At 69.7% G+C, this 13,424-nt stretch carries 13 protein-coding genes; 6 read left to right on the top strand and 7 right to left on the bottom strand.

Annotated features, from left to right (window positions below):
- Positions 1 to 849 carry a trypsin-like serine peptidase gene (locus ACO2Q3_RS12955; protein ID WP_423307064.1) on the bottom strand — a complete coding sequence of 283 codons (849 nt, stop codon included), beginning with the start codon at positions 847 to 849 and terminating at the stop codon, positions 1 to 3.
- Positions 850 to 932: 83 nt separating this feature from the next.
- Here ACO2Q3_RS12955 and ACO2Q3_RS12950 point away from each other — a divergent pair, with 83 nt between their 5' ends.
- Together ACO2Q3_RS12950 and ACO2Q3_RS12945 are read left to right on the top strand one after the other, a co-directional pair.
- The gene (locus tag ACO2Q3_RS12950; protein ID WP_423307062.1) at positions 933 to 1,736 is read left to right on the top strand and encodes an SDR family NAD(P)-dependent oxidoreductase; all 804 of its coding nucleotides are present in this window, start codon (positions 933 to 935) and stop codon (positions 1,734 to 1,736) included.
- 37 nt (positions 1,737 to 1,773) lie between these two features.
- Entirely contained in the window at positions 1,774 to 3,357 is a 1,584-nt protein-coding gene (locus ACO2Q3_RS12945; RefSeq protein ID WP_423307060.1) for a GMC oxidoreductase, read from the top strand.
- Between the two features lie 229 nt (positions 3,358 to 3,586).
- Here the strand turns inward: ACO2Q3_RS12945 and ACO2Q3_RS12940 are convergent, their stop codons facing one another.
- Positions 3,587 to 4,966: an FAD-containing oxidoreductase gene (locus ACO2Q3_RS12940; protein WP_423307058.1), complete on the bottom strand. Its 1,380-nt coding sequence runs from the start codon at positions 4,964 to 4,966 to the stop codon at positions 3,587 to 3,589.
- Between the two features lie 64 nt (positions 4,967 to 5,030).
- Positions 5,031 to 5,456 carry an EVE domain-containing protein gene (locus tag ACO2Q3_RS12935; RefSeq protein ID WP_423307056.1) on the bottom strand — a complete coding sequence of 142 codons (426 nt, stop codon included), beginning with the start codon at positions 5,454 to 5,456 and terminating at the stop codon, positions 5,031 to 5,033.
- Between the two features lie 145 nt (positions 5,457 to 5,601).
- Here ACO2Q3_RS12935 and ACO2Q3_RS12930 point away from each other — a divergent pair, with 145 nt between their 5' ends.
- Both ACO2Q3_RS12930 and ACO2Q3_RS12925 read left to right on the top strand, forming a co-directional pair.
- Positions 5,602 to 6,861 carry a cytochrome P450 gene (locus tag ACO2Q3_RS12930; RefSeq protein ID WP_423307054.1) on the top strand — a complete coding sequence of 420 codons (1,260 nt, stop codon included), beginning with the start codon at positions 5,602 to 5,604 and terminating at the stop codon, positions 6,859 to 6,861.
- Between the two features lie 245 nt (positions 6,862 to 7,106).
- Positions 7,107 to 7,745, top strand: a complete 639-nt coding sequence (locus tag ACO2Q3_RS12925) for a DsbA family protein (protein ID WP_423307052.1) — start codon at positions 7,107 to 7,109, stop codon at positions 7,743 to 7,745.
- A 33-nt stretch (positions 7,746 to 7,778) separates the two neighbouring features.
- On the opposite strand, the gene ACO2Q3_RS12920 is transcribed toward ACO2Q3_RS12925, so the two are convergent.
- The 3 genes from ACO2Q3_RS12920 to ACO2Q3_RS12910 form a co-directional block, all read right to left on the bottom strand.
- The gene (locus tag ACO2Q3_RS12920) at positions 7,779 to 8,201 is read right to left on the bottom strand and encodes a VOC family protein (RefSeq protein ID WP_423307050.1); all 423 of its coding nucleotides are present in this window, start codon (positions 8,199 to 8,201) and stop codon (positions 7,779 to 7,781) included.
- 120 nt (positions 8,202 to 8,321) lie between these two features.
- The gene (locus tag ACO2Q3_RS12915) at positions 8,322 to 8,552 is read right to left on the bottom strand and encodes a hypothetical protein (RefSeq protein WP_423307048.1); all 231 of its coding nucleotides are present in this window, start codon (positions 8,550 to 8,552) and stop codon (positions 8,322 to 8,324) included.
- A gap of 142 nt (positions 8,553 to 8,694) precedes the next feature.
- A complete protein-coding gene (locus ACO2Q3_RS12910) occupies positions 8,695 to 9,516 on the bottom strand; it encodes an SDR family NAD(P)-dependent oxidoreductase (protein ID WP_423307046.1) in 822 nt (273 codons plus the stop codon).
- Between the two features lie 243 nt (positions 9,517 to 9,759).
- On the opposite strand from ACO2Q3_RS12910, the gene ACO2Q3_RS12905 reads away from it, so the two are divergent.
- The gene (locus ACO2Q3_RS12905; protein ID WP_423307044.1) at positions 9,760 to 11,193 is read left to right on the top strand and encodes an MFS transporter; all 1,434 of its coding nucleotides are present in this window, start codon (positions 9,760 to 9,762) and stop codon (positions 11,191 to 11,193) included.
- Here ACO2Q3_RS12905 and ACO2Q3_RS12900 read toward each other — a convergent pair.
- Complete coding sequence (locus ACO2Q3_RS12900; protein ID WP_423307042.1) at positions 11,190 to 12,845, bottom strand: hypothetical protein; 1,656 nt, start codon at positions 12,843 to 12,845, stop codon at positions 11,190 to 11,192. The two genes, ACO2Q3_RS12905 and ACO2Q3_RS12900, sit on opposite strands and share 4 nt — an antisense overlap.
- A gap of 165 nt (positions 12,846 to 13,010) precedes the next feature.
- Here ACO2Q3_RS12900 and ACO2Q3_RS12895 point away from each other — a divergent pair, with 165 nt between their 5' ends.
- The gene (locus ACO2Q3_RS12895) at positions 13,011 to 13,394 is read left to right on the top strand and encodes a hypothetical protein (RefSeq protein ID WP_423307040.1); all 384 of its coding nucleotides are present in this window, start codon (positions 13,011 to 13,013) and stop codon (positions 13,392 to 13,394) included.
- The last annotated feature ends 30 nt before the right edge of the window (positions 13,395 to 13,424 follow it).

Genomic DNA, 13,424 nt, shown 5'->3' with positions numbered 1-13,424 from the left:
CTACCGCGCCACCGCCACGGAGTCCGCCGTCGCCGCCACAGGCACGCCCAGCGGCTCGGCCGCGGCGGTCTGGGTGGCCTGCGGGACCGGCGCGGCGGGATGCGCGCCCTTGGGGTCGTCCAGCAGGCTGAGGGTCTCGCGGATGTAGCGGGCCTGGGTGACGATGCCGATCTGCAGGGTCTGGCTATTCAGCTCGACTTCCTGGGTCAGCATGCCGGCCACGAACGGCTGGTCCTCGGCGCTGGCGCCGTCGCGCCGGTGCAGGTTGCCGGCGGTGTAGACCGGTCCGCCCGAATTGCCCGGGAAGACGTTGAAATCCAGCAGGAAGGTCGGGAACGCCTTCGACGGGGTCAGCGGATACGACGCGACCCGACCCGAGCGCAGAATCGGAAAGCCCGCCGGGTTCGACGACAGGCCCTGCGGAAAGCCCAGCGCCATCAGCTCGTCGCCGGGGCCGAACTGGTACTTGTTGAAGGTGTCGTCGCCGGCCAGCCAGTTCAACGGGATGGCGGCCTTGGCGAAGGCCTCGGGCGCGGTGATGGTGATCGCCGCGACGTCGCGGTCGCCGTGGTGGGTCCACAGCGCGTGGCCGGCCTTGCGGATGGTGATGGTCTCGGGCGCGAACCGCCAGCTGCCGTCCGCGTTCTCTATGCGATAGCCGATGGTGGCCTTGTCGCCCGGCATCTTCTCGAACACGTGGTTGGCGGTCACCAGCACCACGCGCGCCTTGCCGTCCGGAGTCGGGTCCTGGATCAGGAAGCCGGTGCCGACCGTGCGCATGCCGTTGCCGAGCGGCTGTTCCAGCTGCACGGTCGCCTGGATCAGATCGACGGACATGTCGACGGCCATCGACGTCCCCCTAGCCCCTGTTGTGTTTTCTCATGATGCGACGGGCATTTGACCAAATCCTTAGCGAGCCGCAAGCTGCCTCCATGCCGCACCGCAAACTTGCCTTGATAACCGGCGCCTCGGCGGGGATGGGCGCGGCGTTCGCCAGGGCCTATGCGGCCAGGGGATTGGACGTGGCGCTGGTGGCGCGGCGGGCCGATCGGCTGGAAGCGCTGGCCGCCGAAATGAGGACATCGCACGGCGTCGAGGCGCTGGTGATCCCCGCCGACCTGTCGCTCTACGGGGTCGAATCGGTTGTCCTGCAAGCGATTGCCGACCAGGGACGCTCGGTCGACGTGCTGGTCAACAACGCCGGCTTCTCGATCCCGCGGAGCTTCGCCGCCGTGCCCTGGGAGGAGCAGCGCGACTTCCTGATGACCCTGGTGGTCAGCGCCTGCGGCCTGGCGCACGGGGTGATCGGGCCGATGGCCGCGCGTGGCGAAGGATCGATCATCACCGTCGCCTCGCTGGCGGGATTCGCCCCCGGCGCGGCCGGGCACAGCCTGTACCCGGGGGCCAAGAGCCTGGCGATCAAGTTCACCCAGGCGCTGGACGCCGAATACCGCAGGGCCGGGATCCGGGTCACCGCCCTGTGCCCCGGCTTCGTCAAGACCGAGTTCGCCGCCGCCAACGGCACCCAGGCCCTGATGGACGACAGCCCGCGGCTGTTCTTCCAGACCGCCGAAGCGGTGGTGGAGACGGCGATTGCCGCCAACGCGCGCGGCAAGGTCGTGGTGGTGCCGGGGCTGCACAACAAGATCGCTGCAATCTTGCTGAGATATTTGCCTGAACCATGGGTGTCCGCCGCGGTTCGGGCAGGATCGGCGAAATACCATCTGGAGCCCTGACAACGTTCGGGGACTCCTTCAGAGCCAGGGGGCAGGAATGGCGTCTCACTTCGACGTGGTGATCATCGGCTCGGGCGCGGGCGGCGCGACCCTGGCCCAGCGGCTCGCCCCCACCGGCAAGTCGATCCTGATCCTGGAGCGCGGCGAGCACCTGCCGCGCGAGGCGGAGAACTGGGACCCGAAGTCGGTGTTCATCCAGCACCGCTATCGCACCCAGGAGAAGTGGTTCGACCGCAACGGCCACCCCTTCACGCCGATGACCCACTTCTGGGTGGGCGGCAACACCACCTTCTACGGTGCGGCCCTGATGCGGCTGAAAAACCGCGACTTCGAGGAGGTCAAGCACGCCGGCGGCGTCTCGCCGGCCTGGCCGATCTCGCTGACCGACCTGGCGCCCTACTACACCGAGGCCGAGAAGCTGTGGCAGGTGCACGGCACCCGCGGCGCCGACCCCACCGAAAACGGCGACGAGCCGCCGTACTTCTATCCCGCCGTGTCGCACGACCCGGGCATCGCCGCCCTGAAGGGGCACTGGGAGAACCAGGGCTGGCGGCCGTTCAGCCTGCCGCTCGGGGTCAAGCTCGACCAGGCCCACCCGGTCACCTCGACCTGCATCAAGTGCAAGACCTGCGGCGGCTATCCCTGCCTGGTGCGGGCCAAGTGCGATGCGCGCACCATCGCCATCGAGCCGATGCTGAACCTGCCCAACGTCACCCTGCTGACCGGGCGCAAGGCGGTGCGGCTGGAGACCGACCCTTCGGGCCGGACGGTGACGGGCGTCGTCTGCCACACCGAGCATGGCGAGGAGACCTGGACCGGCGACATCGTCGCCGTCGCCTGCGGCGCGACGCCCACGGCGGCCCTGCTGCTGGGCTCGCACAGCGCCGCCCACCCCAACGGCCTGGCCAACGGCTCCGACCAGGTCGGGCGCAACTACATGTTCCACACCCTGACGGCCATGGTCTCGATGACCGAGGCCCACTGCGACATCACCTTCCCCAAGACCCTGGCGGTGAACGACTTCTACTGGAAGGACCCGCGCGGCGGGTTCGACTATCCGATGGGTCACATCCAGCTGCTGGAATACATGACCGGCCAGACGCTGGAGGGCGAGGTGTCGGACTGGCTGCCGCCGGCCCTGGTGCCCGACTTCCTGACCAACGCCTTCGCCTCGCGCATGCTGTCGATGCTGGTGATCTCCGAGGACCTGCCGGCGCCGGAGAACCGGGTGACGGTCGGCCAGGACGGGCGCATCACGCTGGCCTACCAGCACAACAACCTCGAGGGGCACCAACGGCTGGTGAAGACGCTCGACGCCTCGCTGGACGGCTTCGTCAACCGCTCGCACCCGATCAGCCAGCACCATTTCCAGATGAGCTCGCTGCTGCCGCTGTACGGTACGGCGCACCAGTGCGGCACGGTGCGCTTCGGCAACGATCCGAAGAGCTCGGTGCTGGACGTGAACTGCAAGGCGCACGAGCTGGACAACCTGTACGTGGTCGACACCTCGTTCTTCGTCACCGCCGCGGCGGTGAACCCCACCCTGACCACCGTGGCCAACGCCATGCGCGTCGGCGACCACCTGATCGACAGGCTGGGAGCGCACGCGGGGGCGCAGTAGCGATGCCGGCCGGGCCCCGCCTTCTCCGCCGTCACCCTCGGGCGTAAGTCCCGAGGGTCAATGAACACGTGAGAGCGATTGGCGCGCTTCGAAGGGCGCGCCACGACCGGCGGCGGCCGTCCGCACAACGCTCCGCTGCCGCTCGCGAATTCGCCTCCCGTGTTCATGGATCCCCGGGACTTTCGCCCGGGGATGACGGTGGAGAGGGAGGGGTTGATCCCGACCGCCCTCACACCAGCGGCTGCATCCCCTCCAGCAGGGTCGGGATCAGTTCGCTGACGGTGGGGTGGATGTGCATGGTGCGCTGGATCACGGTGTACGGCAGGCCGGCCGCCATCACGTCGAGCAGGCTGTGGATCGCCTCGTCGCCCTCGATGCAGAACAGGGACGCGCCCAGGATCAGCTTGGTCTCGGCGTCGGCCAGCACCTTCATGAAGCCGGTGGTCTCGCCGCGCTCGCGGGCGCGGCCGACGCGGGTCATCGGCAGGGTGGCCACCAGCGCGGGCCGGCCGGTGGCGCGCACCTCGGCCTCGGACTTGCCGATCCGGGCCAGCGGCGGGTCGGTGAACAGGGCGTAGCACGGGATGCGCTGGCTGAGCCGCCGCTCGTCGTGGTTCAGCAGGTTGGCGGCGACGATCTCGAAGTCGTTGTACGAGGTGTGGGTGAAGGCCCCGTGGCCGTTGACGTCGCCCATGGCCCAGACCCCGTCGGCGGTGGTGCGCAGCTGGTCGTCCACCTGGATATAGCCCCGGGCGTCCAGGGCGACGCCGCCGGCCGCCAGATCCAGCGACTCCACGTTCGGCTTGCGGCCTACCGCCAGCAGCACGTGGCTGCCCTCCAGGGTGACCGGCGCGCCATGGCTGGTGAGGGTCAGGCGCGCGCCGGCGGCGGTCTTCTCCAGCGCGAAGTCGCGGGCGCCGGTCAGCACCTTAACCCCCTCGGCCTCGACCATGGCCCGCACGGCGTCGCTGACCTCGGGGTCCTCGCGGCCGATCAGGCGGTCGCCGTACTCGACCACCGTCACCGGCGCGCCGAAGCGGCGGTACATCTGGGCGAACTCCAGGCCGATATAGCTGCCGCCGACGATCAGCAGATGCCCGGGCAGGACGTCGAGGTCCATCATCTCCAGGTTGGTCAGGCAGGCGACGCCGCTGGCGGCGGCCCAGTCAGGGATCACCGGTCGCCCGCCGGTGTCGATGAACACCTGGTCCGCGGTCAGGGTCTCGCCGCCGGCGTCCAGGGTGCGCGGGCCGGTGAAGCGCGCTTCCGAGCGGATCAGCGTCAGGTTGTCGGTGGCCGCGACCCAGCTCTCCAGGCCGTCGATCGAGGCGTTGACCACGCCATCCTTGCGCGCCTTGACCGCGGCCATGTCCACCGTGAAGCCGCCCTGCAGCTTCACGCCGTAGTCGCCCGCCTGGCGCACGTCGCGGGCCACCCGGGCGCTGGCGATCAGGGTCTTGGTGGGGATGCAGCCGTTGTTGACGCAGGTGCCGCCCAGGCCCTTGCGCTCGACCAGCGCCACCTGTCGGCCGGCGTTGGCCAGCTTCACGGCCAGGAACGGCCCGGACTGGCCCGCGCCGATGATGAGGGCGTCGAAGTGTCGGCTCATGGCGATCTCCCGGTCGAGGCTCGCCTGAGCAAACGCAGGACGCCGCGTCCCTGGCTTGAAGGCCTTAGCCCTTATACCCGCCCAGGCCGCAGATGTGCGTCCACTCGGCGTCCTCGATCGGCGTCACCGACAGGCGGAACTGGCGGAACATGGTCATGCCCGCCAGCGCCGGATCGGCCTTCATCTGCGCCAGGGTGACCGGGGTCGGCAGAGGCGCCACCGGCTCGACCTCGACGGCCACGAACCGGCCGGCCGGATCGGTGGGGTCGATGAACGCTTCCCTGGAGATGCGCGCGATCCCGACCACCGCCAGCTCGATGTTGGAGTGGTAGAAGAACGCCAGCTGGCCCACCTTCATCGCCTTCAGATAGAGGGCGGCCTGGTTGTTGCGCACGCCGTCCCAGTTGGTGCGGCCGTCCTTCTGCAGCTGCTGGAAGGCGTACTTGTTCGGTTCCGACTTCATCAGCCAGTGGGTGGCGGTGGTGTCCATGCGGCCTCCGTTCGAACCGGTCCAACTAACCCGATCCGGCGACATGACCAAAGCTTAACAGAAGCGTCGCTTGCTCCCTCGCCGAACGCGGGTCTTAATGCTGTTCAGATGGCCCGCAGAGGCCTCGGACGGGACGGAGGCGGCGATGGCCGACGGATACGCCAAGCTGGCGGAGGAGGCGCGCGCGCGGGCGTGGTCGCTGCCGCTGGAGACGCTGGACCCCTCCGATCCGGAGCTGTTCCGCGCCGACGTGCACTGGCCCTATTTCGAGCGCCTGCGCCGTGAGGACCCGGTGCACCACACGCCCGACAGCCCCTACGGCCCCTACTGGTCGGTGACCCGCTACGACGACATCGTCGCCGTGGACGGCAACCACCAGGTGTTCTCGTCCGACAGCGAGATCGGCGGCATCACCATCTTCGAGGGGACCGAGCCGCGCGAGCGCACCAGCTTCATCTCGCTCGACCCGCCCGACCACGACGCCCAGCGCAAGGTCGTGGCGCCGATGTTCACCACCCACAGCGTCGCGGGCATGGAGCAGCTGATCCGCGAGCGGGCGGGCAAGATCCTCGACGAGCTCCCGGTGGGCGAGACCTTCGACTTCGTCGACAAGGTGTCCATCGAGCTGACCAGCCAGATGCTGGCCACCCTGTTCGACTTCCCGTTCGAGGAGCGCCGCCTCTTGCCGCGCTGCTCCGACCTGCTGCTCCAGTTCGACCCCAACGCCTCGCCGGAGCAGGAGATGGCGCGCCAGGGCGAGATGTACTCCACCCTGACCAAGTTTACGGAGATCTGGGCCGATCGCGCGGCCAAGGCGCCCGGCGACGACCTGATCTCGATGCTGGCGCACGGCGATGCGACCCGCAAGGATCACGACCCGATGCGCTACATCGGCAACCTGATCCTGCTGATCGTGGCCGGCAGCGACACCACCCGCCATTCGATCACCGGCGCCCTGGTGGCGCTGAACCGCAACCCGGACGCCTACGCCCGCCTGCGCGCCAACCCGGCGCTGCTGGCCAGCGCCGTGCCCGAGATCATCCGCTGGCAGAGCCCCGTGGCGCACATGCGCCGCACCGCGCTGGCGGACACCGAGATCGGCGGCAAGTCGATCCGCAAGGGCGAGAAGGTGATCATGTGGTACGTCTCGGGCAACCGCGACGAGAGCGTGATCGACAACCCCGACGCCTTCATCATCGACCGCGAGCGGCCGCGCCAGCACGTGGGCTTCGGCTTCGGCATCCACCGCTGCCTGGGCAGCCGGCTGGCCGAGATGCAGCTGCGCGTGGTCTGGGAGGAGATGCTCAAGCGCTTCTCCTTCATCGAGATGGCCGGCGAGCCGGTGCGCATGCGCAACAACTTCGTCAAGGGTTACGAAGCCCTGCCCGCGCGGCTGGTGGTCTAGGGTTCCGCTCTCCCCCTACCCCTTCTGTCATCCCGGAATCCGCGCAGCGGATATCCGGGACCGCGGCAGGCGCCGGCGTTCGCTACGCGGCCGGGCGCATGGCGCTCGTGGCGCTCCCGGATATGCGCTGGCGCGCATTCCGGGATGACAGTGGGGGAAGTGAGCGGAGGGAGGTTGGAATATAACGGCACTGTCAACGCCAATACCCATTCCCATCCGCAGCGACGCGCCGTAAAGTCCGCGGCATGACCCTCCGCATCGACCTCTATTTCTCGTTCCGCAGCCCCTATTCCTATCTCCTAACGCCGCAGCTCGAGGCCCTGCGCCAGATCTGGGACTTCGAGGTGGATCTGAAGGTGGTGCGGCCGATCGCGGTGCGCATTCCGGGCTTCTTCAAGCAGGTGAACCCCCTGTGGCCGCCATACCTGGCGCGCGACACCTGGCGCATCGCCGAGCGCAAGGGCATCGCCTACCGCTGGCCGCGCCCCGACCCGATCATCATGAACGTGGGCACGGGCGAGGTGGCCGCGGACCAGCCCTACATCATGGGGGTCAGCCGCATGGGCGCGGCCGCCGCCGAGGCGGGCCGAGGCTTCGACTTCGCCTGCGAGGCGGCGAGGCTGATCTGGTCGGGCCAGACCGACAACTGGCACGAGGGCGACCACCTGGCCCGCGCCGCCGAGGCCGCCGGCCTGCCGGCGTCACTGGCCGCCGAGGACCTGTCGCGGTTCGACGCCGTCATCGAGGCCAACGAGGCGGCCCAGACCGCCGCCGGCCACTGGGGCGTGCCGCTGATGGTGTTCAACGGCGAGCCGTTCTTCGGCCAGGACCGGCTGGAGGACATCCTCTGGCGGATGCAGAACAACGGGCTGCAGCCGCGCTGAGCCGCGCCTCGAGGAGCGCCTGGCGGAGCGGCGCTAGGCGGGCTCCAGCAGGTCCCAGCGGTTGCCGTACAGATCCTCGAACACGGCTACCACGCCATAGGGCTCGCGCCGCGGCGCCTCGAGGAACCTCACGCCGTAGGCGGTCATGCGCGCGTGGTCGCGGGCGAAGTCGTCGGTGTGCAGGAACAGCAGCACCCGTCCGCCGCCCTGGCGGCCGACGGCGGCTTCCTGCTCCGGGCCGGAGGCCCTGGCCAGCACCAGCCCCGCGCCGGACCCGTCGGCGGTGGGGGCGACGCTTACCCAGCGCTTGCCGCCGCCCATGTCGGTGTCGGCGGTCAGGGCGAAGCCCAGCGCGTCGGTGAAGAAGGCGATCGCCTCGTCATAGTCGCGCACCAGGAAGGTGACCTGCGCCAGGCGGCGCGGCTTTGAACGGCTTTCGGAGGGAGGGGAGGTCATCGGCCGCTGCGATCCTTGGAGGGAGAGCTGGCCTGATAGACGAGTCGGGCCGCCTTGTCGGCGGCGCAGGGGTGGAAGGGGCGGCCGAGAACGTCGGCCGCCCAATCCGGTACTCTGATCTTACTTCTTCGCGGCGCTGTCGGCGGTCGAAGCAGCCGAAGAAGCAGCCGAGGCCGAAGAATCGGCAGTCGAAGCAGCCGACATCGCGGACGAAGCGGCGGAATCGGCGGCCGAGGCGGCCGGGGTGGCGTCGGCGCTGGAAGCCGAGGTGTCGGCCTTCTTGCTGCAGGCGGCGGTGAAGGCCAGGGCCAGAACGGCCGCGGCGGTCAGAGCGATCTTCGTGGTGCGCATTCGCGTCTCCTAGAATCCCCGCGCGATTCAGCCCGCACGGCGAGAGGCAATCTAACGTGACCTCTCGCTTTTGTGAACAGGCCGTGAGGAGGTTTCTGTGGGTTAGTCGACGGCGAAACCGAGTCGCCGCCGAAAAGCCTTGCTACACAAGGGCTGACGGCGTGAGGCCCAGCTCCTTCAGCAGCGGTTCGGCGTAGTCGACCCGGCCGGTCATGGTCTTCGGGTCGCCCGACGCCAACTGGTAGACCGCCTCGGCGATGTACTCAATGGGCTGCACGCGGTTCTTGGTGGCTTCGTTGATCAGGCCGTGCACCGCCACCCCGGGGGTGTCGACCAGGCCCGGCGAGACCACGTTCACCGCCACGCCGTCCTGCTGCACCTCGGAGGCCAGACCGGTGGTGAACCGTTCCAGCGCCGCCTTGCACATGCCGTACACCGTGCCGCCGCGCGCGCCCGGCGGATAGGGCTGCTTGGGGTGGATGCCGGCGGGGGAGGAGATGTTCACGATCCAGCCGGTGTGACGCTCCTTCATCGACGGCAGCACCAGCTGGGCCAGGTGGAAGGGCGCGTAGACCTGCACCTCCATCATCAGTTTGAAGCGCTTCTCCGGAAAGTCCTGGACCGGGATGAAGTAGGTGATGGCGGCGTTGTTCACCAGGATGTCCACCGGGCCGTAGGTGGCGACGGTCTGCTCCACCAGCCGCTCGCGGTCGGCGGCCTGGGCCAGGTCGGCCTTGATGAAGGTGGCTTCGCCGCCGGCCTTGCGGATGCGCTCCACGGTCTCAGTCAGGGTGCCGGGCAGGCGGCTCTCGCCGTCCTCGGCGGTGCGGGCGGAGACCACCACCCGGGCGCCCTCCATGGCCAGGCGGGCGGCGATGGCCTCGCCGATGCCCCGGCTGGCGCCGGTGACCAGGGCGACCTTGCCCTTCAAAGTCCCATTGGGGTCGATGCGCGGTTCACTCATGACGTTTCCTCGAAATGTCTTGTTCTGAATGGCGCGAACCCTCCCGCCTTTCCGCCGACGGCGCAAGCGGTCCCGCGGCCTGAAAGCGGGGATTACAAAGGCCTTTGCCGATCGGTAAGGCGACCCGATTGCGTAGGGAGAGTATGCATTTATGGCGCTTGCCAAGGCCGGCCGTAGCGGGTTCAGCTTGCCGCAAGTCGCGGCAAGACGACGGGTGATCGTCAATCAGGGAGCCGAAGTCACTTGTTCAAAGCGCCAGAGCCGGGGACCGAACGTCTGCCGCTCCCCCTGATCCTGACCTTCTCGCTCCCGGCCATCCCGATCAGCGCCCTGGGCCTGGCCCTCGGCGTCTACCTGGCGCCCTATTTCGCCAGCCACCTCGGCGTCAGCCTGACCGGCGTGGGCCTGGCGTTCATGATCGTGCGCTTCGCCGACATGGGCGTGGATGTGTTCCTGGGCGCCCTGATGGACCGCACGCGCACGAAGCTCGGCCGCTACCGGCTGTGGCTGCTGCTGGGCGGCCCGGTGCTGATGGCCGGCTGCTTCGCCCTGTTCATGGCCCCGGTCGGCATCAGCGTCAGCTACCTGGTGGGCGGACTGCTGATCTACTACCTGGGCACCTCGGTGGTGAACCTGGCCCACCCCGCCTGGGGCGCGCGGCTCGCCAGCCACTACAACGCCCGCTCGCAGCTGTTCGGCTGGCAGTCCGCCGTGGGCGTGCTGGGCGCCGTCGCCGTGCTGGCGATCCCGATCCTGGCCGGGCCGCTCGGCCTGAGCGACGCCCAGGCCGTGCCGGTGATGGGCTGGTTCGTGATCATCTCGATCCCGCTGTGCATCCTGGCGGCCGCCATCGCCACGCCGGAGCGGATCACCACCGATGTGGCGATGCACAAGCCGTCGATGCAGGCCACGGTCCGCGAATACATCGCCTTGATCACCAAGCCGGACCTGTTCCGCCTGGTGCTGGCGCAGGTGGCGCTGACGCTTGGTCCCGGCTGGATGGCGACGCTTTACCTGTTCTTCTTCCACGACTTCCTCGGCTTCACCGGCGGCGAGTCGTCCCTGCTGCTGGGCATCTACATCCTGATCGGCATCGTCGGTGCGCCGAGCGCGGCGTGGCTGGCCTCGCGGTTCAGCAAGCACCGCACCCTGATGCTGACCACCACGGCCTATTCGCTCGGCCTGTGCACCATCGTCGTGCTGCCCAAGCACAGCATGCTGTTCTCGGTGCCGGTGATGATGTGGTGCGGCTTCATGGCGTCCGGCTTCGGCCTGATGATCAGCGCCATGCTGGCCGACGTCGGCGACGAGGTGCGGCTGGAGCAGGGCAAGGAGCGGATCAGCCTGATCTACGCCATGAACGGGCTGGCGGCGAAGGTCGCCTCGGCCCTGCAGCTGGCGATCACCTTCCCGCTGCTGGAACGGCTGGGCTACAATCCCCGGGAAGGGGCGGTGAACACGCCCGCGGCCATCCACAACCTGGAACTGGCGTACATCGTCGGGCCGATCGTGTTCGTGATGCTGGGCGGCGCCTGCGTGGTGGGCTGGCGGCTGACGGCGCAGAAGCACGCCGAGATCCGCCAGGCGCTGGAAGCGCGGGACGCGGCCGTCTCCGAGACGCCGATCGTCGACAGCGCCATCGGCCAGGCCGCGACCGTGGTGGTGACGGTCAGCTAGGCTTCCGGGTCGCCGGCCAGCACCGTGTCGGCGAACGCCAGCGCCACGGCGGCCGGATAGCCGCTCCAGCCCTGCAGCAGCGAGCCGCGGCCGAACGGCGGGGAGAAATACTCCACCGCCCCGGCCCAGCCCTGCGCCAGGCAGGTCTCCCACCAGCGGGTCAGCGGATAGCGCCAGCCGGGCAGGCCGCGCCGCAGCCGCTCGCGGGCGTAGAGGCCGTCCAGCCACGGCCAGTCGGCGCCGTTGTGATAGCGGAAGGCGAAGGCGCTCTTGGCGCGGGTGTCCTCGCGGCGGGCGAACGGCGGGAAGGCGCACAGCATGCCCCAGTCCCCCCAGCGCTGGGTGGTGTTTCGCCGGCTCTCCAGCGTCATGCGCGCGCGCTCCAGCACCACCATCGCCTTGTCGGCCGGGGCGGCGTCGCCGCGCAGCAGGGTGAGGCTGTCGAGGGCCATGTGCGGTTCGAGCGAACCATCCGGCCGCCGCCAGTCGGCGTAGTGGTCGCCCATCCACAGCCGCTCCAGCCGCGCCTTGGCCGTCGCCGCCAGCGGCGCGGCGCGGTCGGCCAGCGGTCCGCCCAGCCAGCCGATCGCGTGCAGGACGTCCACCCAGAGTCCCAGGTCGTAGGCCACCTCGCCCTCGCGATAGACGTTGTCGGCCCAGTCACGGTCGTGGCGCGGCTTGGCGGGCAGGCCGTCATTGTCGGCGGCGAGACCGGCGTAGCGCTCGAAGATCGCCGCGATCAGCCCCGCGTGGCGCTCGGCCGGGCGCCGATCGCCCGTGGCGCGCACGTAGTCGCCGATCATCAGCACGAAGAACAGCGGACTGTCGAAGTGGTCGCTCCACCAGTGGCCGGGACGGTGGGCGGCCGCCATCCGACGGCTGCGGGCGCGCAGCGCCTCCCACGCCGCGGACTGGGCCGGGCCGGAAAGGATCACGCCGCTGGGAGCCTCGCCGTCCGGCTGCACCCCCTTGGCCAGCAGGTCGATCTCGTCGGCCACCGCCTGCGGATCGGCCCGCAGCAGCAGCTGCAGGGTCCAGTAGCCGTCGCGGAAATAGGTGCGCGCCGGAGCGCTGTAGGCGAGGCCGGCGGCGAGGCCCGCGAAGGCCCCGTGCTGATCGCGCCGGATGCTGGACAGCGCCGCGTGCGCGCCCTGCAGCACCATCGAGCGCAGCAGCGGGTCCGCTCCCGGCAGGCGGTCGCAGCGGGCGACGTGCGCGGCCGCCTCGGCGATGATCGCCTCGCCTGAAAGCCGCAGCGCCGCCTCGGCCTCGGCGCGATCGGCCCCGGCCGCGATCACCGTGTCCGCGCCACGGGGGTCGACGATGAGCACGCCCCAGCCAAGCTCGGCGATCCGCCGGTCGCCCTCGCGGCGGGGCGGCGGCGCGGGGTGCGACGCGGCCCAGCCGGCGCTCCGTGTCGCCAGGGTGAGCCGTCCGGCTCGGGCGCCCCTCAGCAGCAGCGCCGGCTGCGACTGGGCGATGTGGAGCCCACCGCCCGGCGTCTCCCAGCGGTTCGGCGCCGCCACGCCGGGACCGCCAAGCCCGGTGACCCTCAGGCTTCCCAGCCGCCCGGCGGCCCACAGGGCGAGGTCCAGACGGCCGTCGGCCGACAGCGCGCCCTGCAGGCGCGGGGCCATGAACGGCATGGTCACGGGCTCTTCTGCGGCGAGCAGCCCGTCGGGCCGCGGGCGAAGGCGTGGCGCAGTCGCTGACAAGGCTGGCGTCCCCCTCTATCGTTCGCCCCAACGCGCCCCGGTCGACGGAACCGTGGCCATCAGCCGTTACAGCCGGACCACGCAACCGAGGGAAGGGAGCCCATGTCGGACAACGCCGCCGCCATCGCCGCAGCCATGAAATGCCTGGACGATTTCATGACCGCCTTCAACGCCCGCGACATCGACGCCTGGCAGAAGACCTTCAACTTTCCGAGCGTGCGGCTGGCCTCCAACACCCTGGTGATCATCGACGCCGACTACCACAAGCCGGAGATGTTCGGCCGCGGGGCGCTGGAGGAATGGGACCACTCCGCCTGGGAGCGCCGCAACGTGATCCACGCCGGCCCGGACAAGGTGCACCTCGACACCCGCTTCACCCGCTACCGCAAGGACGGCTCGGTGATCGGCGGCTTCGATTCGATGTACGTTGTCACCTGCGAGGACGGCCACTGGGGCGTGAAGTGCCGCTCCAGCTTCGCGCCTTAGAGGGCGCTGCGCTGGAGCCTCCATCCCGGC

It is taken from the genome of Caulobacter sp. KR2-114 (genome assembly GCF_049446115.1).
Lineage (GTDB): Bacteria > Pseudomonadota > Alphaproteobacteria > Caulobacterales > Caulobacteraceae > Acaudatibacter.
The sequence above is the reverse complement of the archived record's forward strand: the minus strand, read 5'-3'. Positions and strand labels throughout refer to the sequence as shown.